Origin of the sequence: Acidovorax sp. (assembly GCF_027492855.1) — a bacterium.
Lineage (GTDB): Bacteria > Pseudomonadota > Gammaproteobacteria > Burkholderiales > Burkholderiaceae_C > Acidovorax.
Map to the genome: position 1 here is coordinate 22,948 of NZ_JAPUDY010000086.1, position 18,805 is coordinate 41,752.

Here is an 18,805-nt window from a genome sequence, read left to right on the forward strand (position 1 = left end):
GGTCAGGCCCGCCATTCGGCCAGGCACCACCGCCACCGACCGTCAGAGGCTGCGCCCGGCCTCCGCAAACCGTGGTGTCAGGGGGTTTTGGCGGGCAGGGCTGGCGCCCCGGAGGGCCGGGGTTCGGCCACAAAACCGATGCGCTGCAGCCCGGCCAGATGGGCGGCACCCATGACTTCGACCACCCGGCCATAGGGCACGGCCACATCGGCGCGCAGTTGCACTTCGGTGTCCGGCCGCTCGGCGCCGATGTGATGCAGGCGCTCGGCCAGTACGGCCTGCGACAGCGGCTGATCGTCCAGAAAGGCCTGCCCTGAGGCATCCACCACCAGCGTGACAAACTGCGGCGCCGTGCCGGGCGTCGCGCCTTCGGTTCGGGGCAGGTCAAGCCGGATGGAGCTGGCCAGCAGCGGCGCCGTGAGGATGAAGATGACCACCAGCACCAGCATCACGTCCACCAGCGGCGTCATGTTGATGTCGCTCATGGGCTGGGGCCCGCTCGTGCGCTCCAGCCGACCGAAGCTCATGCCTTTGTGCTCCCAGCGGTGGGCGCGGTGTCGATCAGCAGTTCGCGCAGGTCACGCGCAAAGCCTTCAAGGTCGGCCTCGATGCGGCCGATCAGACGGCCGAACACGTTGTAGGCCAGCACCGCCGGTATGGCCACGGCCAGCCCGGCGGCCGTCATGACCAGTGCCTCGCCGACGGGGCCGGACACGCGGTCGATGGTGATCTGCCCCGCGCCCGCCATGGCGGTAAGCGCGTGATAAATGCCCCACACTGTGCCCAGCAGCCCCACAAAGGGCGCGGTGGAGCCCACGGTGGCCAGCAGCACCTGCCCAAACTGCAGGCGGCCCAGCACCTGGTGCAAGGCATCGCGCAGCACACGCGTGAGCTGCTGCGACAGGCTGCCAGCGGTGGCCAGGCTGGCTGCGCCGGAGTGATTTGCTATTGAATTTGCAGCAACAACCAAAGGCAGGACAAGCGCAGAGCGGTCAAATGACTGCAAACGTTGCGCTGCATCCTCCATGGATGGCGCCTGCCAGAATGCCGCCGTGCTGCGGGCCACATCGGCGCTGGCCTGGCGCATGAGCCGCAGCTTCCAGACGATGACCACCCAACTCGCCACCGACATGGCCAGCAGCACCAGGGCTGCGCCTTGCGTCACGGCATCGCCTTGGCGCCACCAGTGGAGGGCATCCATGGTCTGCTGAGGGTCAGTCGTTCAAACCCAGCACGTCGAACATGTCGAACATGCCTGTTTTGTGCTGTGCCAGGAAGCGCACCGCCCGCAAGCTGCCCTGCGCATAGGTGGTGCGGCTGGAGGATTTGTGCGTGATCTCGATGCGCTCGCCGATCCCGGCAAACAGCACCGTGTGGTCACCCACGATGTCGCCACCTCGGATGGCAGCAAAACCAATGCTGGACGGATCGCGCTCGCCGGTCACGCCTTCGCGGGCATAGACGGCGCACTCCTTGAGATCACGGCCCATGGCGTCGGCGATCACCTCGCCCATCTTGAGCGCGGTGCCCGAGGGCGCATCCACCTTGTGGCGGTGGTGGGCTTCGATGATCTCGATGTCGTAGCCGGTGGACATGGCCTTGGCGGCCATCTGCAAGAGTTTGAGCGTGACGTTCACGCCCACGCTCATGTTGGGCGACATCATGATGGCGGTGCGCTGGGCAAACGCCGCGATCTCCACCTTCTGCGCGTCTGTGAAACCCGTGGTGCCGATGACCGCCTTCACGCCCAGTTGGCTGCAAACGGCCAGGTGCGCCAGCGTGCCCTCGGGGCGGGTGAAGTCGATCAGCACGTCGGCGTTCTTGAGGCCCGTGGCGATGTCGGCGGTGATGGCGACGCCGCTGGCATGGCCCAGAAAGGCCGTGGCGTCCGAACCCACGGCGGGGCTGGCCGCAACGTCAAGCGCACCAGCCAGCACGCAGTCGTCGCTGGCACGGATGGCCTCGATCAGCATGCGGCCCATGCGGCCCGAGGCTCCGGCAACGGCCACGCGGCACGGAATGGGGGCGGAGGCTGCAGGTGAAGATGTCCCTGTCATGAGAGTCCTGTTCGGTTGAAGGGCAGTGCACGGACGCCATGCACTGCGGGGTCGCTGGCGCCAGAGGCTGAGCGTTTTTTAGCGCGCAGGCGCGTCGAGCGGTGGGTAACGGGTGGGCACGGGGGCCGTGGGCACAGCAGCGGGCGCGGGGTCGGGCCGCGCGGATACCGGGTATTTGGCCAGCTGCTCCGGCGTGGCTTCGAGCACGGGCACCTTGCCTTTGGCGCCGTCGCGCGCGCCCAGCGTGGCAACAAACTCCGTCTCGGTAGGCATTTCGTCGCCTTCGGAGCGCTCCAGCACGTCGCCCTTGAAGAACACGGTCAGCTTGCGGGTCTGGAGTTCTGCACTGGGGCGCTTGAGTGTGAACACGTATTCCCAGCGGTCGGAGTGGAACAGGCTGGTGACCAGGGGCGTGCCCAGGATCTCACGCACCTGCTGGCGGCTCATGCCGGGCTGCAGGGCTTCGACCTGCTCGCGCGACACGAAATTGCCTTGCACCACGTCCACCTTGTAGGGCTTCACGATGCCGGCAATGCGGTTGCTGGCGCTATCCAGGCTGCCGCAACCGGCCAGGGCAGCCATGCTGGCGCCGATCAACAGGACCAGGCCCAGACGGGCGCTGCAACGGGCTTTGACGGGCATGGGTAAAAGGGCTAAGGATATGATCGCCCCATTGTAGCGGCAGCCCCCCAAACCTTGAGGCGGAGGCCACCACCTGAAGGAGCATGCCATGACCAATATCGACGAACTCAAAAGCACGGGACTCAAGGCCACGTTGCCCCGTTTGAAGATTCTGGAAATTTTCCAAAAGGGCGCACAACGCCACATGACGGCGGAAGACGTGTTCCGCGTGTTGCTGGAAGAGCGTTCGGACATCGGCCTGGCCACCGTGTACCGCGTGCTCACGCAGTTTGAGCAGGCAGGCATCCTGATCCGCAGCAATTTCGAGAGCGGCAAGGCGGTCTATGAACTGAACGAAGGTCAGCACCATGACCACTTCATCTGCACATCCTGCGGCAAGGTCGAGGAGTTCTACGACGCCGAGATCGAAAAACGCCAGCACGCCGTGGCCAAGGCCAAGGGCTGGCTGGTGCAGGACCACACCATGGCCCTGTATGGCCAGTGCGCTGACTGCGCGAAGAAGTAAGCCCCCCTGAGTCGCCTTCGGCGCCTTCCCCCGCAGGGGGACGCCCCCGGCGCGGCGGGGCGGCCCTTGCGCGGGGGCACTGGCGTGGGGTGTGCCAGTTTTGTCTGTATTGGGCCTAAAAATCGGCCTTGGCGCTTACCCATCAAGCGCAAGCAGCTATCAAATACGCAGCAAATTAGCCGCCGGTATCGCGCTCCATGGCGCGGCGGTGGCGGTCCACGAACTCCTGGTAGGTGTCGATGCCGCGCAATTGCAAAATGGTGTTGCGCACGGCCGCTTCGACCAGCACGGCGATGTTGCGGCCGGCCACCACCTGGATCACCACCTTGAGCACGGGCACGCCCAGCACGTCCTGGGTGAGCGGCTCATAGGGCAGGCGTTCGTAGTCGCGCTCCAGGGTTTCCTTGCGGACCAGGTGCACGATGAGCTTGAGGCGCATCTTGCGGCGCACGGCCGTCTCGCCAAAAATGGCACGGATGTCCAGAAGGCCGATGCCGCGCACTTCCAGCAGGTTCTGCAGCAGTTCGGGGCACTTGCCCTCAATGGTCGTCTGGTTGATGCGGAACAGGTCCACCGCATCGTCGGCCACCAGGCCGTTGCCGCGCGAGATCAGTTCCAGGCCGAGTTCGCTTTTGCCAAGGCCCGATTCGCCGGTGATCATCACACCAAGGCCCAGGATGTCCATGAACACGCCGTGCATGGTCGTGCGGTCGGCAAAGTGCTTGGACAGGTAAGCGCGCAGCACGTCGATGACAAACGCCGACGACTCGTGGGTGGCGAACATCGGGATCTGCGCACGCTCGCACATCGACACCAGCGCATCAGGCGCGATCTGGTTGTCGGCCAGCACCAGCACGGGCGGCTCCAGCGTCACGATGCGGGCAATGCGGCGCTTGCAATCGTCGGGCGACGCACTGCTCAGGTACGCGATCTCGCGCTCGCCCAAAATCTGGACGCGGTAGGGGTGGATGTAGTTGAGGTAGCCGACCAGATCGGCGCCCGATCGCGCAGAGCGCACGGCCACTTCGTCAAAACGCCGCTCGGAGGCTCCGAGGCCCGCGACCCATTCCCACTTCAGGGGGCCACGGAATTCCTCGAAAAGGACATCGGCACTGACAACATTGGGCTTCACGGCAGGTCAGCGAGAAAAAAGTGCGCGGCGTGGGCGGGAATTCAGGCCGTTTGTGTGGACTGCCAGCCCGCGATCATGCCGTGCAGCTCGGCGGCATCGGTGCTGGCCTTGAGCTTTTCGCGCAGGGCCGAATCACTGAGCAGCTCGGCGATCTCGGAGAGGATTTCCAGGTGCTTTTGCGTGGCCGCCTCGGGCACAAGCAGAAAAATCAGCAGCCCGACCGGCAATTCGTCAGGCGCATCGAAACCAATGGGGTTGAGCAGTTGGAACACGGCCGCCATGGGCGCCTTGAGGCCCTTGATGCGCCCGTGGGGAATGGCCACACCATGGCCCAGACCGGTGGAGCCCAGGCGTTCGCGCGCAAACAGGCTGTCGGTGATCAACGCCCGAGAGAGGCCGTGCTGGCTTTCGAACAGCAGACCCGCTTCTTCAAAAGCACGCTTCTTGCTGGTGGCGTCCACGCTCACAAGCACTTGAGCGGAGGGCAGGATGGAGGCGAGTCGGTTCATGGTCAAGGGTAACAATTATGCACATATCGGCAAAAACCCTGAGCGCGGCGCATCAGGCAACAAAAAAACCGCCCGAACGGGGCGGCTGCTGTGCCAGGCTCAAGGCTGGCGCATCAAGCGTGCAAAGCGTGCAATTCGCGCTTGGCGGCTTCGTGGTGATGGTCTTGCAGGCGGTCCTTGTGGCGCACGACCTGGCGGTCCATCTTGTCTACCAGTTCATCCACGGCGGCATACAAATCGGCGTGGGAGCTTTCGGCAAACAGGTCGTTGCCCTTGACGTGGATATTGCATTCCGCTCGCTGCCTCTTTTCCTTTTCCTTTTGCTTCTCTACCGTCAGCAGTACCTTGACATCGACAACTTGGTCAAAATGGCGGGTGATCCGATCCAGCTTGGTGGTGACGTAGCTGCGCAAGGCGGGGGTAACTTCGAGGTGGTGACCGCTGATCGTCAAGTTCATAAATAAGTCTCCTGTGGCTCTCGGTGGAAGAAACGCCGCCCTGGATCAGAGGTGCGGCCCGGCGAACTTGGATGCATCCGTTGACGTGAGTTCACTATGCCCCTGCCGTTCCCGAAAAGCAATCCCATACCGGCTCTGCCCGCTGGGTTATGCAGCCCAAGGTGCCAAGCCGCCAAAAAGCGCGCACAATGAGCGGATTGGCCGACCAGCCACCCGCAGCAAACGCTCACCGCGCCGCTGGTGCCGCCCCGTGCAGCTGGAGCTTGCCCACCACCAGCATCGACAGCGCCGCTGCGGCAATGCCCACCAAGGCCGCCACCCAATAGTTCTGTACCAGCCCCTGCGCATCGCGGCTGATCAGCAATCCCCCCACGAACGAAGCCGCCCCCATGGCGGCCGATTGCACCGACGCATTCAGGGTCATGAACGTGCCTCGCAAGGACGGCTGCGCGGCCGAGGTGATGATGGCCATGCCCGGAATCATGCGGCCGCTGACGAAGGCGAACATGAAGGTGGACACCACCAGCACGCCCCACAGCGGCAGCCCCTCGGACAGGGCCGTTCCCAACAGGCAGGGCATTGAAGCCAGCGCCAGCACGCGGAAGGTGCGCACCTTGCCCCACCGGTCGGTCAGGCGGCCAAAGTAGCGCGCCGTGAACAACGTGGCGACACCGCCGCACAGGTAAGCCAGCGGAATCTGGTCGGCCCGCACCCCGGCGTTGGTCTGCATGTAGATGGTGATGTAGGGGATCACCGTGAAACCGGTGGACATCACCAGCGCAGAGAAGAGAAAGGCCCAGCGGTGGTTCGGGTCGGCCAGCACTTGCGCGATGCCGCCCAGCGCGGTTCGGCCGTGGGCGGCATGCACGTGGGCAGTCATGGCGGGCATGGTACGGGCTGCCTGGACGGCCAGCACACCCACCATGGCCGCAATGGCGATGAACGGCGCGTTCCAGCCGCCATGCTCCGCCAGAATCAGCCCCAGGGGCACCCCGGCCACCGTGGACACCGAAAATGACGTCATCACGATGCCCATGGCGCGCCCGCGCCGCTCAAACGGCACCACGTCGGCCACGATGGTCTGCGACAGGGCCGACAGCACACCGCCAAACGCCCCCGCCAGAATGCGCGCCGCCATGAGCGTGCCATAGGTGGGCGCCACGCCGCAGGCCAGCGTCGCCAGCCCGAACAGGACGTAAAGCACCAGCAGCAGCCGCTTGCGGCCAAAACGGTCGATATACGTGGATGCCAGCAGCCCCGACGCCCCCGCCGACAGCGTGTAGGCCGACACCAGCAGGCCGAACTGCGCATCGCTGATGGAGAACAACTGCGTGAACTTCGGGCCCAGCGGCATCATGATCATGAAGTCGAGGATGTGGGTGAACTGGATGCCCGCCAGGGTCAGCAGCAGCCAGAGTTCGCGGCGGGGTGTAAGCGCAGAGGAGGAGGGCACAGAAAGGGGCCGCGAGCGGCCTGGTCGAAGGCAAGGCTGCACAGTGTGCCCCAAGGGCGCGGGCAGGCTTTGCCCCGGCGCGTAAAATCGGCAGGTTGCGCGCGGCCCCAACCCGCCAGCGCCTTGCTCACCGTCTGCGGACTACCCGCAGCAGCTTTCGACCGCCCACACCGACACCATGACCCAGCCCAGCTCCAACGCCCTGCACACTTCGGCCCTGACCTCGCTGCCCCTGCTGGCACGCGGCAAGGTGCGCGACAACTACGCCGTGGGCGACGACCGCATCCTGATGGTGGCCAGCGACCGCCTGTCGGCGTTCGACGTGATCATGGGCGAGCCCATTCCCGGCAAGGGCGAGCTGCTCACGCAAATGGCACTGTTCTGGTTCGACAAACTCGGCCATATCTGCCCCAACCACCTGACGGGCGATGCCCCCGAAAGCGTGGTGAGCCCCGAGGAAGCACCCCAGATCCGGGGCCGCTCGATGCTGGTGCAGCGCCTGAAGCCCATCCCGGTGGAGGCCGTGGTGCGCGGCTACCTGGCCGGCAGCGGCTGGAAGGAATACCAGGAATCGCGCTCGGTGTGCGGCGTGTCCCTGCCTGAGGGCCTGACCAACGCCGCCAAGCTGCCCGAGCCCATCTACACGCCCGCCGCCAAGGCCGCGATGGGCGAGCATGACGAGAACATCACCTTCGAGCGCACGGTGGAGATGATCGGACTCGACCTGGCCACCCGCATCCGCGACCTGAGCATTGCGATCTACAAGGCTGCGGCCGACATCGCCCTCACCAAGGGCATGATCATTGCCGACACCAAGTTCGAGTTTGGCCTGGCGCCCGACGGCACACTGGTGCTGATGGACGAGGTGCTGACCCCCGACAGCTCGCGCTACTGGCCTGTGGAGGGCTATGCCGAGGCCCTGGCCAAGGGCGAGAACCCGCCCAGCTATGACAAGCAGTTCGTGCGCGACTGGCTGGAGCAGGCCCAGGTCAACGGCAAGCCCTGGGACAAGACCGCGCCCTCGCCCCGCCTGCCCCAGGCGGTGATCGAAAAGACCGCCGCCAAGTACCGCGAGGCGCTGGAGCGGCTGACCTCCCGGTAAGCGGTCAGCAGCAACAGCCTGCCCGCCGGGTAGCGGCGGTCAGCTCAGCGGGGTTTCCTCTGCCTCAAAACGCAGCAGGGGCTGGCCCTCGCCGCCCCGCAGCAGCAACTGCGTGCCTTGCTGCCTAAAACTCTGCACCGCAGCCAGCGCCTCGAAGAAGCGCGCCTCCAGCCCGCTGGTTTGCAGGCACAGCGTGATGTTGGAAACCAGCCGGCCAAAACGCAGCCGCGCACCTTGCACGCCATAGTCCGCCAGGAACCGGTTGCACCCGCCCGAGCCCATGGCGCGGGGCTCATCCGCCTGCAGCACCAGATGGGGCACCATATCCCCCGGCGCAGGACGGGGCACAGCCTCGCCCTCGATCTCGATAAGCCTCCAATGCGTGAGCGCCAGGGGCACCCCAGCCTCCACCGTCGCAGGCTGCGGCAGCATGCGCTGCAGTTGCACATTCACGTGGCGGTAAGCCGCATCCTGCGGCACGGGGTGGCGCATATCGGTCGTCAAAAGCAGCCGCCCCTCCAGCGTCACCGTGGCTCGCACCTCGTAGCGCCCCTTGGGCAGGAACCGGGCTGACGGGTAGGGAATCCAGATCGCAAAAGGCGGATGGCCTGCGGGTGCGACGCGCTGGCGGCCCAGCACCACGGGGGGGAGGTCGGGGTTGGTCACGTCCAGCAAGGTGGCTTCGAACACCGCTTCGGGGGGCAACATGACGCGCTCCCGGGACAACGCAACGCCCGAGACGACGGCGTCAGGCTCGGGCGGACGGGTGGCGCAGCCCGCCACCCAAGCCATGCCCAGCAGGGCCGCAACCCGCCAGGAACCGCCCCAAAAACGCCGCAACGGCCGAGCCAGCGGGGTGAACAACGCGTGCGGCCTATTCACCCATTGACCCATTCATCCCTTCACACCCTCTCAGCTCAGCACCACGCTCGACAAGCGGCGCCGGTACGTGGCCACCACCGGGTCTTCGGGCGGGATCTGGCCCTCGGCCACCTTGGGCTTGGGGAGTTCGATGATTTCGAGGATGGCCACATAGGTCTTGCGGGCGATTTCTTCGCCCCAGGCCTTGTCGCGCATGAGGATTTCGAGCAGTTCGTCCATCGCGTCGGTCCAGCGCTGCTGGGCCATCAACCAGCGGGCACGGGCGTAGCGGGTGTCGAAGTCACGCTTGTTGGCCGCGATTTTTGCATCAAAATCGGCTCCAGCGCTTTCACCATAAGCGCTAACAGCTGCAAAATCAATAGCATCCATCCACACCTTGAGCGCGCCCAGCTTGCGCGAGCCAGCGGCCTTGGCGATCACCGGGGCAAAAGCAACCTTGGCATCGTCCTCGCGGCGCAACTGCAGCAAAAGCTTGACGTAGTCGAAGCGCACGTCGTCGTTGGACGGGTCGGTCGCCACCGCGTGCTGCAGCTTTTCGAGGGCCGTGTCCGTATCGCCATCGGCCAGGGCTTCAAGGGCTTCTTCCTCCTCGGCCTCAGCCACCATCTCTTCGGCCGTGGGCACATGTTTGTCGAGGAAGGCGCGCACCTGCCCCTCGGGCAAGGCGCCCATGAAGCCGTCCACGGGCTGGCCGTTCATGAGCAGCACGCAGGTGGGAATGCTGCGGATGCCGAACATGCTGGCGATCTGCTGCTCCTGGTCGGAGTCGATCTTGACCAGCTTGAAGCGGCCGGCGTATTCGGTCTCCAGCTTCTCCAGCACCGGGCCCAGCGACTTGCACGGGCCACACCAGGGCGCCCAGAAGTCCACCAGCACGGGCACGTTCATTGAGGCGGCAACCACCTCGGCTTCAAAGTTCTCTACGGTGACGTCAATCATGGGGGTGTGAGGCCATAGGCCTGAGAAGCGGTTTGCGCGCTATTTTGGCCCATCGAAACAGCCCCACGTCGGCAAGGGGGGCGCAAAAAGTAAAATCCTGGGTTCCACCCACAGCGGTGCGGCGGGCCCTGCGCACTGCTGCCACCCTCCAACCACCATGAAACCCATCCAGATCGGCGTGGTCATGGGTTCCAGCAGCGACTGGGACACCATGCAGCATGCAGTGCAGATTCTTGAACAGTTCGGCATCCAGCACGAGGCCCGCGTGGTCTCGGCCCACCGCATGCCCGACGACATGTTCGCCTACGCCGAGGCCGCCGCAGGCCGGGGCCTCAAGGCCATCATCGCCGGGGCCGGGGGCGCCGCCCACCTGCCCGGCATGATCGCCGCCAAGACCACGGTGCCCGTGCTGGGCGTGCCCGTGGCCAGCCGCCACCTGCAGGGCGTGGATTCGCTGCACTCCATCGTGCAGATGCCCAAGGGCATCCCCGTGGCCACGTTCGCCATCGGCACGGCGGGCGCCGCCAATGCCGCGCTGTTTGCCGTGGCCCTGCTGGCCAACGAAAGCCCCGCGCTGCGCGCGCGGCTCGAAGCCTTCCGCGCCGAGCAGACTGAAGTGGCCCGCAACATGACCTTGCCGCCCGCCACATGAGCCCCGACGACGCCTCTCTCAAGCCACTGCTGCCCGGCGCCACGCTGGGCGTGCTGGGCGGCGGCCAACTGGGCCGCATGTTCGTGCACCAGGCGCAGGCCATGGGCTACTTCACGGCCGTGCTCGACGCCGACCCCGCCAGCCCCGCCGGGTTGGTGAGCCACCACCATATTCAGACCGACTACGAAGACCCCAAGGGCCTGGCCGAGCTGGCACGGCTGTCGGATGCGGTCACCACCGAATTCGAGAACGTGCCTGCCGCCGCCCTGGCTGCGCTGGCCGTGCAACGCCCCGTGTCACCCGCCGCCAGTGCGGTGTCGGTGGCGCAGGACCGTGCGCGGGAAAAAGCGCATTTCGTCGCCTGCGGCGTGCCCTGCGCGCCCTACGCCGTGATCGAGACGGCGGAACAACTGGCCGCGGTGCCTGCCGATCTCTTGCCGGGCATCCTCAAAACCGCCCGCATGGGCTACGACGGCAAGGGCCAGGTGCGCGTGAAGACCACCGCCGAGCTGGCCGCCGCCTGGGACGCGGTCGGCAAGGTGCCCTGCGTGCTGGAGAAGATGCTGCCGCTGCAGCTCGAATGCTCCGTGCTCGTGGCGCGCGGCGCCGACGGTGCCATGGTGCACTTGCCCGTGCAGCGCAACCTGCACCGCGATGGCATCCTGGCCGTGACCGAGGTTTATGAAGAAAATCTGCCTCTAGCGCTTGCTACACAAGCGGTAGTAGCTGCGAAATCTGTAGCAGAAGGTCTGCAGTACGTGGGCGTGCTGTGCGTGGAGTTCTTCGTGCTGCAGGACGGCCACCTGGTAGTCAACGAGATCGCCCCGCGCCCGCACAACAGCGGCCACTACAGCCAGGACGCCTGCGACGTGTCGCAGTTCGAGCTGCAGGTGCGCACCATGGCCCGCCTGCCGCTCACCCAGCCGCGCCAGCACAGCGCAGCCGTCATGCTCAACCTGCTGGGCGACCTGTGGTTTGCGCAGGGCGATGTGCAGCAGTCGCCCCCGTGGGACCAGGTGCTGGCCCTGCCCGGCGCGCACCTACACCTGTACGGCAAGCGTGAAGCCAAACGGGGCCGCAAGATGGGCCACCTCAACATCACCGGCGCCACGCCTGCCGCCGCGCGCGCCACGGCGCTGCAGGCCGCCGCCCTGCTAGGCATCGCAGCGTTCTGACCATGATTCTTGACGGCACCCTGCCCGAATCCATTGCCGCCGCCACCCGCGCCGTGCGCAGCGGCGCGCTGCTGGGCCTGCCCACCGAAACCGTGTATGGCCTGGCCGCCGACGCCAGCAGCGATACGGCCGTGGCGCAGATCTATGCCGCGAAAGGGCGACCCGCCGACCACCCGCTCATCGTGCATGTAGCCAATGCCGAGGGCATCGCACACTTCGCCCGCGAGGTGCCGGGCTTTGCCCAGAAGCTGGTCGATGCCTTCTGGCCCGGCCCGCTCACGCTCATCCTGCCGCGCCGGCCCGGCGTGGCCACGGCCGCCACCGGCGGCCAGGACAGCGTGGGCCTGCGTTGCCCCTCGCACCCCGTGGCCCACGCGCTGCTGCTGGCCTGCGCGGCACCGGCCGACGGCACGGACCAGGGTGGCCCGCCCGTGTGGGGCGTTGCGGCGCCCAGCGCCAACCGCTTCGGCCGCGTAAGCCCCACCACCGCCCAGCATGTGCAGGACGAGCTGGGTGCCGACCTGCTGGTGCTGGACGGCGGCCCCTGCGGCGTGGGCATTGAAAGCACCATCGTGGACTGCACACGCGGCGTGCCCGTGCTGCTGCGCCCCGGCGCCATCACGCGGGCGCAAATCGCCGCGGCCTGCGGCATCGCACCGCTGTCCAAGGAGGACCTGCCCGCACACACGCCCCGCGCCTCGGGCACGCTGGAGGCACACTATGCCCCCGCCGCCAAGGTGCGCCTGATGGACGCCAAGGCCCTGCAGACCAGCCTGGACCTGCTGGGCGCCGACGCCGCGCACATCGCCGTCTATGCCCGCGCCGCGCTGCGCACCCGATCCTCCCAGCTCGTGATGCGGCGCATGCCCGACGACTCCACAGCCGCTGCCCAGCAGCTTTTTGCCGTGCTGCGCGGCTTTGACGACGAAGGGGTGAAGCTGATCTGGATCGAAACACCACCCGCCGCGCCCGACTGGGAAGGCGTGCGCGACCGTCTGCAGCGCGCCGCTGCAGCATAGAGCCTGTTCACTGGCATGGCTGCTTTACAAGCATTGGCATTGCCCCGCTAAACTACCTCCCACTTTTCTGGAGAAATACATGGCAGCAAATTGGATGCGCCGCACCGTCATGGTCGCCGCATGTGCGTCGGCCGCGTTGCTCGCGGCTTGCGGTTCCAGCACCACCGAATCGGCCATCTCGCCCCAGCGCTTCATTGCGTTTGGCGACGCCCTGAGCGATGTGGGGCAAAACGGCTCGCGCTACACCGTCAACGACGGCAGCGTCAACAACTGGACTCTGCAGGTAGCAAACAACTACGGCAAGCCCCTCACGTCCGTGTCTGCTGGCGGCACAAGCTATGCCACGGGCAACGCGCGCGTCAACGCCAAGCCCGACGCAGCAGGCAACACCAGCACCCGCACGATCACCGAGCAGATCGACGCCTTTTTGGCCGGCGGCAGCTTTGTGAACACCGACCTGGTGATCGTGAGCGGTGGCATCAGCGACGTGATCGCCGGTATGGCTGCCGTGAATGCAGGCACCCAGACCGAAGCCGCCATGGTGGCCGCCGCGCGCAAGGCGGGCGAGGACCTGGCCGCCCAGGTGCGCCGCCTGGTGACGGCTGGCGCCAAGTATGTGGTGGTGACCGGCACCTACGACCTCAGCAAAACCCCCTGGGCCAAGACCATCGGCCGCGAAGCCCTGCTGACGAATGCCAGCAGCCGCTTCAACGATGGCCTGCTGGTGGGCATCGTGGACCTGGGCGCCAACGTTCTGTATGTGGACTCGGCCTACTACGTGAACCTGTATACCGGCGTGCCCGGCAACTACGGCTTCAACAACGCCACGACGCCCGTGTGCACGTCGGTGGACGCCAAAAACGGCATCGGTATTGGCGCGGGCCAGGTCAACTCTGCCCTGTGCAACAGTTCCACACTGCTGCCAAGCGCCAGCCAGACCTCGTACGTGTTTGCAGACCCGATCTACCTCACGCCTTCTGCACAGCGCCAGTTTGGCACCTACGCCTACGACCGCCTGCGCGCGCGCTGGTAAGCCAACCGCCTGCCGCCACACGCAAAAAAGGCCGCTCATCGAGCGGCCTTTTGCATGGACGGAGCCAGTCCTTCAGAACCGATAGACCACACCCAGCGTCACCACATTGGGGTTGAGCTTGACGTTGATGGTCTGCCCGGTGGACAGCGTGTTGCGCGTCTTGACGAAGGTCTTGTAATAGGCCACGTCCAGCGACAACTGGTCGGTCAGGGCCACGCTCACGCCCACCTGTGGGGTCAGGCCGAACCGCGACTCAGCGCTCAGCGTGGTGGGCCGCGAGGGGTTGCCACCCGTGAGGCCGGTCAACGCTGCCGTGCCGCGCTCCTTGAAGAACTTGGCGTAGGTCACGCCCAGGCCCACGTAGGGACGCACGCGGGCGTTGGCCTCCAGAAAGCGGTATTGCGCAAACACGGTCATGGGCAGCACTTTGACCTCGCCGATCTTGCCCACACCCGCGATCGCACCGGCACCCACGATGTCGTGCTTGAACGGCAGGGCCAGGGGCACATCCACCGCCCAGTTGTCGGTAAGCATGTAGGTGATGCCACCCGCCAATTGCGTGTTGGAGCGCACGTCCACCTTGGTGCCCGTGAAGCTGGGGGCCGACAAATCCCCGCTGTTGACCTGGGGGGAGATTTGCGTGGCGCCCGCCCGCACCAGCCAACTGCCCGCCGTCTGCGCCTGCGCGCCCCCAGCGGTTGCCAGCACCAGGGCGCCAACGGCCCACGCAAAGGAATGCTTGATTTTTTTCATGATGGTGAAGAGCCTTGTATCGCCGTTGTGTTTACAGCCAGCCCGCGCGGGCCAACGAGCGTGACACCAGTTGGCTGACCAGTTGGTGCCCATAGGGGGTGGGGTGGAAGCTGTCGGAGAACGCATAGGTCTTCCACCAGTCCGCGCCGCCGGTGGCACCTGCGGGCGGCGTCATCGCCGACAAGGCCGTGGCCGTGCAGGTAGCGAAGGTGTAGCTGGGCAAGCCCTCGGCGCTCTGGCCCGTGATCGGGCAGGCCGTGTCCTTGGCATTGGTCAGCCCGAACTGTGCGGGGTTGGCCGCCTGCTCATTGAACGAGGTGTAGAAATCCACCACCACGACCTTGCTGTTGCCCTCGAAACGTTTCGCCAATTGGCCATTGAACGCCTCCATCCATGCCTTGAGCACGCCTTGCACCTGGGCAGCCGCAGCGGCCCCGGCGCTGGCCGTGACACCGCCCAGCACCTGCTGCAGGCGTGGGGTTTTGTCGATGGCGGGCATGTTCAGCACGGCCACGCGCATGGCGCCTTTGTTCAGGGCATTGGCCTCGATGGCGCCATGGAACTTGTCGGCCAGGGCCACCATGTAGGCGCCGCCCAACTGGGCCATGCCCGTGGCGCCGCCCGCGAATCCGGCAGTGACCGTGGCCGCAGGCAGCAGCGTGGTCAGCACGGCGCGGTAGGCCGCGCCGCCGTCCTTGGAGACCGCGAGATACGCGCCGATGAGGTCGGCCGCGTCGTTGCCGCCGCCGTCGATCAGCAGCAGGTCGCCCGCGTTGAAACCATCGGTCCCCGCGTCAGCCAGTTGCTTGACGATGGACACGGGCGAGGTGGGTGCCGTGAAGTTGTTGATGCGCCCGCCACCCACGGCGTAGTTGGTGCAGCCTGCTGCGGTGTTGAACGCGCTGCCGGTGAATGCGTAGCGGGGGCACAGCGTGTTGCTGAAATTGCTGGCCACCAGCTCAGGCCAGATGGGGGTGGACGATGGGCCCGTGGGCGCCGCGCCCTGCACGGTGAACTTGATGCCGAACGTGCCGCTGTCGGCAATGCTATCGCCCATGACCTTGACGGTCTTGATGGGTGCTGCCGGGGTGGTGTCGGCCCCGCCGCCTCCGCACGCCGCCAGCAGCGACGCAGCCGCCAGAGAAACCCACAATGCCTTGCGCTGGAAATTCATCGGTATTCACTCCTGCCATATCGGCCACAAAATGGAAAATAGCACGGCCGTGCTATTTGCTAATATCTTATGGCTCAAAGCAAAAACGCCCCACCGGGTAAATACCGGTGGGGCGTAGGGTGCGGGTTCTAAATAAGGCGGTTTATTTACTTGACTGCATCAAATACTGCACGCGCCTGCGCATGGCAGAACGGCGGCTCGTAGGTGCCGTGGTAGCTGCCGTAGTAGGTGGCGAAGGCTGCCGAGGTGGGATCGGTAGGGGCCTTGCCGCCGGGGCCAAAGGTGGCCTGCACGGCTGCATCCACATCGACCGAGGTGACGTTGGTCACGCCCCGGCTGTCAAAGTCGGCTTTCATCACGGCCTGGTGAACGGCCGGAGGCACGGTGGGGTCGCCCGCGCCGCCACACAACATGACGCGCGCCTTGGGTGTCCAGCCCAGCAGGTCGTTCTTCTTGGCCGCGAGGTACAGCGGGTGGGTGGTGCTGGTCTGTGAGCCGGTGGTGAACGCCGACTGGAACACGGCATCACGCGCCTGGTTGGGCGTGCCTGCAGGCAGGGTGCCCGTGGTCAGCAAGGTGGTGTAGTTGAGCGTGGGGTTGGGCAGCAGGTTCTCGATGTAGCCCGAGTACGGGGCCTTGAACACGTCCTTCACGTCCGTATAGACGTTGCCATAGACCTTTTGCCAGGCTGTGACCAGATAGGGCACGAAGAACTGAACGCCCGCAATGGCATCCGGAACGCGCAGCGAGCCCGACAGGTTGTAGGGGCCCGCCAGGTGCGCGCCAGCGACCACGTTGAACTCCGTTCCGTAGTCGCGCTCAGCCGCCCGGTGCGCCGCCATCGACGAGTGCCCGCCCTGCGAGTAGCCCGTGAACATGACTTTGCCCGACAGGCTACCCCCCACGGTGGCCGCCGCGTTGCGCGCCGCACGCACCGAGTCGATGACGGTCGTGGCTTCGGAGTCTGCATGCAGGTAGGGGTGGAAGCTGTAGCCCGACTTGGCGAAACCGAGGTAATCGGTGGCCACCACCGCATAACCCTGGGCCGCATACATGGCGATCAGCAGAAAGGTTTCGGCATCTTGCGGATTGGCCAGCGTGCGGGGCTTTTGTACGTCGGTGCCCTTGGCGTAGGCCACCAGCGGCGCCGCTGCGGTGCAACTGCCCGAGGGCACGAGCATCACGCCCGAGGCATTGGTGCTCTCGCCGCTCTTGGCGCCCGCAGTGGCGTAGTTGAGCGCCACCACCTTCACATCACATTTCGCCTTGCCGGAGATGCCCTGCAGACCGCTGCTGGAGGTGCTGGCGTCGATCTGCGCGGCCGTCAGCGTGGTCAGCACAGCGGGCGGGTCAATCAGGGAGCCACGCGCCGGGTCGTCAGAACCCCCACAGGCAACCAGCAAGACCGCCGCAGCGGCAACACAGGAAAGGCGGAAACAGTTCATGGCAAGGCACCTCGCGTCAGTGAAGAACGACGCATCGTGCGCGCATCTGCGCCGCAGCATCCATTGGGGATAACGCTTGAGACCAGGCGCGAAGACGCCTTGGCGACACCCCGCCCACCCTCTTCAGCGCGTACCGTACCGCAGCTTCATGCCCAGGATGGCTCCGGCCAGAGCCAGCGTGATGGCGTTGGCCGCCACGATGGGCCAGGCGGCCAGGGCCAGCCCATAGGCCAGCCACAGCGCCACGCCCGCCGTGAATACGCTGTACATGCCCAAAGAGATGCCGCTCACGTCCCGCGTGCGGAAGGTGTGCAGCGCCTGGGGCACAAAACTGCAGGTGGTCAGGCAGGCAGCGGTATAGCCGATGAGTTCGTGGGTTTGCATGGTGATACGGTCATTCGTTCATTCATTCACTGGTCGCGCGCCGTCCAGTCGATGAGGCTGTCGAGCACGGGCCGCGCGGCCCCTGCGTTGGCGTGGTTGACCACGGCCACCAGCACATAGCGGCGCCCGCTGGCTGCGTGCACATAGCCCGCTATCGCCATCACATCGCGCAGGCTGCCGGTCTTGAGGTGGGCGGTGCCCGCGCGGCTCTGGCTGCGGCGCAGCGTGCCGTCCACCCCCGAGATGGGCAGCGAGGCCAGCAGCTCCGGCATGGCAGGGGATGCCCAGGCCACCTGCAACATGCGGGCCAACGCCTGCACGGTCAGGCGCGCATCGCGGCTCAGGCCCGCGCCGTTGTCCACCAGGGGCAGCTCCACGTCGCCCAGGCGGGTCTGCCACCACAGGCGCAGCACCTCGCGCGCGCCGTCGAAGGTGGCCACGCCGTTCTTCTGCAACGCCAGGGTCAGCAACACCTGCTGGGCCATCACGTTGTTGCTGTATTTGTTCACGTCGCGCACCACCTCGGCCAGGGAGGGCGATGTGGCCACAAACGCGGGCTTGAGGCCCGAGGGCACTTTGCCGTCGCGCACGCTGCCGGTGAGCTTGCCCCCCAGCTCGCGCCACATGCCCTCTACCGCGCGCGCGGCAAAGCCACGCGGGTCGGTGGCGGCCACGGGCCATACGCGCTCGCCGCAAGCGGCCGGGTACACGCCCTGGAAGCTCACCTTCGCCGGGTCGGCCAGTTCGGCGCGCAAGGCGCCGCGCCAGTCGCCACAGTCAGTGCCGGCCGCCGCCAGCGACACGCTGGCCTGACGCGACACACCTGCCAGGGGCGGGTCGTACTGAATGCGCGCCAGCCCGGCAGCCACGTCGGGCACGAAGGTCATCACCGACGACTTGTAGTTGATCAGCAGGGCATCGGGCGAGGCGTTGTAGGGGCGCAGCGGCTCGCCGTCAAAACGCGCCGGGTCGTGCTCCGGCACATCAAAGGCGGTGCGGTCCAGCACGATATCGCCCACAATCACCTGAATGCCCTGGCCCTGCAGGCGCCGCATCAGCAGCCACAGACGCTCCATGACCAGCTTGGGGTCGCCCTGCCCCTGGATATAGACGTTGCCGCGCAGGCTGCCGTCCTGCACCGTGCCCTGCACATAAACCGGGGTGTTCCACACATACGCAGGGCCCAGTTGCTCCAGTGCTGCATAAGTGGTCACCAACTTCATCACCGACGCCGGGTTGACCGGCACCTGCGCCCGGTGCGCCAGGCGCGTGGGGGGCTTGCCGCCCTGGGCGTCCATCACCACCACCGACAGGGCCTCGCGCGGCAGGCGGGCCCGGCCGAGGGCGGCTTCCACCTCGGGTGGAAGTGGGCTCGAAGCAGGTGTCTGGGCCCCCACCGCCCCCACCAGCGCGAACCACGCCACGGCCCCGCCCAACACATGGCGCAGCATGGTGCGGCGCCGGGGAAAAGAAACAGAAAACATGGCGGAA

General features: G+C 66.3%; 21 protein-coding genes. 6 read left to right on the plus strand and 15 right to left on the minus strand.

Translation table 11 applies throughout. The annotated features are described in order from the left end of the window. Nucleotides 1–77: 77 nt before the first annotated feature. The 4 genes from Q0105_RS16895 to Q0105_RS16910 form a co-directional block, all read right to left on the minus strand. The gene (locus Q0105_RS16895; protein ID WP_298213300.1) at nucleotides 78–527 is read right to left on the minus strand and encodes a biopolymer transporter ExbD; all 450 of its coding nucleotides are present in this window, start codon (nucleotides 525–527) and stop codon (nucleotides 78–80) included. Continuing rightward, nucleotides 524–1,201, minus strand: a complete 678-nt coding sequence (locus Q0105_RS16900) for a MotA/TolQ/ExbB proton channel family protein (protein WP_298213301.1) — start codon at nucleotides 1,199–1,201, stop codon at nucleotides 524–526. The genes Q0105_RS16895 and Q0105_RS16900 overlap by 4 nt, the downstream gene beginning before the upstream one ends. A gap of 13 nt (nucleotides 1,202–1,214) precedes the next feature. Next, nucleotides 1,215–2,057 (minus strand): 4-hydroxy-tetrahydrodipicolinate reductase, encoded by an 843-nt coding sequence (dapB, locus tag Q0105_RS16905; protein ID WP_298213302.1) that lies wholly within the window; start codon nucleotides 2,055–2,057, stop codon nucleotides 1,215–1,217. Nucleotides 2,058–2,135: 78 nt separating this feature from the next. Continuing rightward, nucleotides 2,136–2,699 carry an outer membrane protein assembly factor BamE gene (locus Q0105_RS16910; protein ID WP_298213303.1) on the minus strand — a complete coding sequence of 188 codons (564 nt, stop codon included), beginning with the start codon at nucleotides 2,697–2,699 and terminating at the stop codon, nucleotides 2,136–2,138. 88 nt (nucleotides 2,700–2,787) lie between these two features. Between Q0105_RS16910 and fur the strand changes: the two genes are divergently transcribed. Next, nucleotides 2,788–3,204, plus strand: a complete 417-nt coding sequence (gene fur, locus Q0105_RS16915) for a ferric iron uptake transcriptional regulator (RefSeq protein ID WP_298213304.1) — start codon at nucleotides 2,788–2,790, stop codon at nucleotides 3,202–3,204. A 175-nt stretch (nucleotides 3,205–3,379) separates the two neighbouring features. On the opposite strand, the gene hprK is transcribed toward fur, so the two are convergent. From hprK to Q0105_RS16935, 4 genes are all read right to left on the minus strand, one after another. Next, on the minus strand, nucleotides 3,380–4,336 hold the full coding sequence (gene hprK, locus Q0105_RS16920; protein ID WP_298213305.1) for an HPr(Ser) kinase/phosphatase: 957 nt from the start codon (nucleotides 4,334–4,336) through the stop codon (nucleotides 3,380–3,382). A gap of 41 nt (nucleotides 4,337–4,377) precedes the next feature. Then, entirely contained in the window at nucleotides 4,378–4,845 is a 468-nt protein-coding gene (locus tag Q0105_RS16925) for a PTS sugar transporter subunit IIA (protein WP_298213306.1), read from the minus strand. 113 nt (nucleotides 4,846–4,958) lie between these two features. Then, nucleotides 4,959–5,303: a ribosome-associated translation inhibitor RaiA gene (raiA, locus tag Q0105_RS16930; RefSeq protein WP_298213307.1), complete on the minus strand. Its 345-nt coding sequence runs from the start codon at nucleotides 5,301–5,303 to the stop codon at nucleotides 4,959–4,961. A 226-nt stretch (nucleotides 5,304–5,529) separates the two neighbouring features. Beyond that, nucleotides 5,530–6,756, minus strand: a complete 1,227-nt coding sequence (locus Q0105_RS16935; protein WP_298213308.1) for an MFS transporter — start codon at nucleotides 6,754–6,756, stop codon at nucleotides 5,530–5,532. Nucleotides 6,757–6,934: 178 nt separating this feature from the next. Here Q0105_RS16935 and Q0105_RS16940 point away from each other — a divergent pair, with 178 nt between their 5' ends. Next, on the plus strand, nucleotides 6,935–7,858 hold the full coding sequence (locus tag Q0105_RS16940) for a phosphoribosylaminoimidazolesuccinocarboxamide synthase (protein WP_298213309.1): 924 nt from the start codon (nucleotides 6,935–6,937) through the stop codon (nucleotides 7,856–7,858). Nucleotides 7,859–7,897: 39 nt separating this feature from the next. Here Q0105_RS16940 and Q0105_RS16945 read toward each other — a convergent pair whose 3' ends face one another. Both Q0105_RS16945 and trxA read right to left on the minus strand, forming a co-directional pair. Next, the gene (locus tag Q0105_RS16945; protein ID WP_298213330.1) at nucleotides 7,898–8,650 is read right to left on the minus strand and encodes an META domain-containing protein; all 753 of its coding nucleotides are present in this window, start codon (nucleotides 8,648–8,650) and stop codon (nucleotides 7,898–7,900) included. A 120-nt stretch (nucleotides 8,651–8,770) separates the two neighbouring features. Continuing rightward, complete coding sequence (gene trxA, locus Q0105_RS16950) at nucleotides 8,771–9,679, minus strand: thioredoxin (protein ID WP_298213310.1); 909 nt, start codon at nucleotides 9,677–9,679, stop codon at nucleotides 8,771–8,773. Nucleotides 9,680–9,836: 157 nt separating this feature from the next. Between trxA and purE the strand changes: the two genes are divergently transcribed. The 4 genes from purE to Q0105_RS16970 all read left to right on the plus strand — a co-directional run bounded on the left by purE (nucleotide 9,837) and on the right by Q0105_RS16970 (nucleotide 13,558). Then, nucleotides 9,837–10,331, plus strand: coding sequence for a 5-(carboxyamino)imidazole ribonucleotide mutase (purE, locus tag Q0105_RS16955; protein ID WP_298213311.1), 495 nt, complete (start codon nucleotides 9,837–9,839; stop codon nucleotides 10,329–10,331). Then, a complete protein-coding gene (locus Q0105_RS16960; RefSeq protein WP_298213312.1) occupies nucleotides 10,328–11,506 on the plus strand; it encodes a 5-(carboxyamino)imidazole ribonucleotide synthase in 1,179 nt (392 codons plus the stop codon). The genes purE and Q0105_RS16960 overlap by 4 nt, the downstream gene beginning before the upstream one ends. Nucleotides 11,507–11,508: 2 nt before the next feature. Further along, complete coding sequence (locus tag Q0105_RS16965; protein ID WP_298213313.1) at nucleotides 11,509–12,525, plus strand: L-threonylcarbamoyladenylate synthase; 1,017 nt, start codon at nucleotides 11,509–11,511, stop codon at nucleotides 12,523–12,525. Nucleotides 12,526–12,604: 79 nt separating this feature from the next. Then, a complete protein-coding gene (locus tag Q0105_RS16970) occupies nucleotides 12,605–13,558 on the plus strand; it encodes an SGNH/GDSL hydrolase family protein (protein ID WP_298213314.1) in 954 nt (317 codons plus the stop codon). Between the two features lie 72 nt (nucleotides 13,559–13,630). On the opposite strand, the gene Q0105_RS16975 is transcribed toward Q0105_RS16970, so the two are convergent. The 5 genes from Q0105_RS16975 to dacB all read right to left on the minus strand — a co-directional run bounded on the left by Q0105_RS16975 (nucleotide 13,631) and on the right by dacB (nucleotide 18,798). Continuing rightward, nucleotides 13,631–14,311: an OmpW family outer membrane protein gene (locus tag Q0105_RS16975; protein ID WP_298213315.1), complete on the minus strand. Its 681-nt coding sequence runs from the start codon at nucleotides 14,309–14,311 to the stop codon at nucleotides 13,631–13,633. A 31-nt stretch (nucleotides 14,312–14,342) separates the two neighbouring features. After that, on the minus strand, nucleotides 14,343–15,485 hold the full coding sequence (locus Q0105_RS16980) for an SGNH/GDSL hydrolase family protein (RefSeq protein WP_298213316.1): 1,143 nt from the start codon (nucleotides 15,483–15,485) through the stop codon (nucleotides 14,343–14,345). A 146-nt stretch (nucleotides 15,486–15,631) separates the two neighbouring features. Then, a complete protein-coding gene (locus Q0105_RS16985; RefSeq protein ID WP_298213317.1) occupies nucleotides 15,632–16,930 on the minus strand; it encodes a lipase family protein in 1,299 nt (432 codons plus the stop codon). Between the two features lie 123 nt (nucleotides 16,931–17,053). Continuing rightward, on the minus strand, nucleotides 17,054–17,314 hold the full coding sequence (locus Q0105_RS16990) for a SemiSWEET transporter (RefSeq protein ID WP_298213318.1): 261 nt from the start codon (nucleotides 17,312–17,314) through the stop codon (nucleotides 17,054–17,056). Between the two features lie 26 nt (nucleotides 17,315–17,340). Beyond that, a complete protein-coding gene (gene dacB / locus Q0105_RS16995; RefSeq protein WP_298213319.1) occupies nucleotides 17,341–18,798 on the minus strand; it encodes a D-alanyl-D-alanine carboxypeptidase/D-alanyl-D-alanine-endopeptidase in 1,458 nt (485 codons plus the stop codon). Between the last annotated feature and the right edge of the window lie 7 nt (nucleotides 18,799–18,805).

Excerpts from the sequence above, each read along its gene's own strand:
- Q0105_RS16895 (WP_298213300.1), bottom strand. The coding sequence starts at position 527 with ATGAGCTTCGGTCGGCTGGAGCGCACGAGCGGGCCCCAGCCCATGAGC.
- Q0105_RS16900 (WP_298213301.1), bottom strand. The coding sequence starts at position 1,201 with ATGGATGCCCTCCACTGGTGGCGCCAAGGCGATGCCGTGACGCAAGGC.
- dapB (WP_298213302.1), bottom strand. The coding sequence starts at position 2,057 with ATGACAGGGACATCTTCACCTGCAGCCTCCGCCCCCATTCCGTGCCGC.
- Q0105_RS16910 (WP_298213303.1), bottom strand. The coding sequence starts at position 2,699 with ATGCCCGTCAAAGCCCGTTGCAGCGCCCGTCTGGGCCTGGTCCTGTTG.
- fur (WP_298213304.1), top strand. The coding sequence starts at position 2,788 with ATGACCAATATCGACGAACTCAAAAGCACGGGACTCAAGGCCACGTTG.
- Q0105_RS16925 (WP_298213306.1), bottom strand. The coding sequence starts at position 4,845 with ATGAACCGACTCGCCTCCATCCTGCCCTCCGCTCAAGTGCTTGTGAGC.
- raiA (WP_298213307.1), bottom strand. The coding sequence starts at position 5,303 with ATGAACTTGACGATCAGCGGTCACCACCTCGAAGTTACCCCCGCCTTG.
- Q0105_RS16940 (WP_298213309.1), top strand. The coding sequence starts at position 6,935 with ATGACCCAGCCCAGCTCCAACGCCCTGCACACTTCGGCCCTGACCTCG.
- Q0105_RS16945 (WP_298213330.1), bottom strand. The coding sequence starts at position 8,650 with ATGGCTTGGGTGGCGGGCTGCGCCACCCGTCCGCCCGAGCCTGACGCC.
- trxA (WP_298213310.1), bottom strand. The coding sequence starts at position 9,679 with ATGATTGACGTCACCGTAGAGAACTTTGAAGCCGAGGTGGTTGCCGCC.
- purE (WP_298213311.1), top strand. The coding sequence starts at position 9,837 with ATGAAACCCATCCAGATCGGCGTGGTCATGGGTTCCAGCAGCGACTGG.
- Q0105_RS16960 (WP_298213312.1), top strand. The coding sequence starts at position 10,328 with ATGAGCCCCGACGACGCCTCTCTCAAGCCACTGCTGCCCGGCGCCACG.
- Q0105_RS16965 (WP_298213313.1), top strand. The coding sequence starts at position 11,509 with ATGATTCTTGACGGCACCCTGCCCGAATCCATTGCCGCCGCCACCCGC.
- Q0105_RS16970 (WP_298213314.1), top strand. The coding sequence starts at position 12,605 with ATGGCAGCAAATTGGATGCGCCGCACCGTCATGGTCGCCGCATGTGCG.
- Q0105_RS16975 (WP_298213315.1), bottom strand. The coding sequence starts at position 14,311 with ATGAAAAAAATCAAGCATTCCTTTGCGTGGGCCGTTGGCGCCCTGGTG.
- Q0105_RS16980 (WP_298213316.1), bottom strand. The coding sequence starts at position 15,485 with ATGAATTTCCAGCGCAAGGCATTGTGGGTTTCTCTGGCGGCTGCGTCG.
- Q0105_RS16985 (WP_298213317.1), bottom strand. The coding sequence starts at position 16,930 with ATGAACTGTTTCCGCCTTTCCTGTGTTGCCGCTGCGGCGGTCTTGCTG.
- Q0105_RS16990 (WP_298213318.1), bottom strand. The coding sequence starts at position 17,314 with ATGCAAACCCACGAACTCATCGGCTATACCGCTGCCTGCCTGACCACC.
- dacB (WP_298213319.1), bottom strand. The coding sequence starts at position 18,798 with ATGTTTTCTGTTTCTTTTCCCCGGCGCCGCACCATGCTGCGCCATGTG.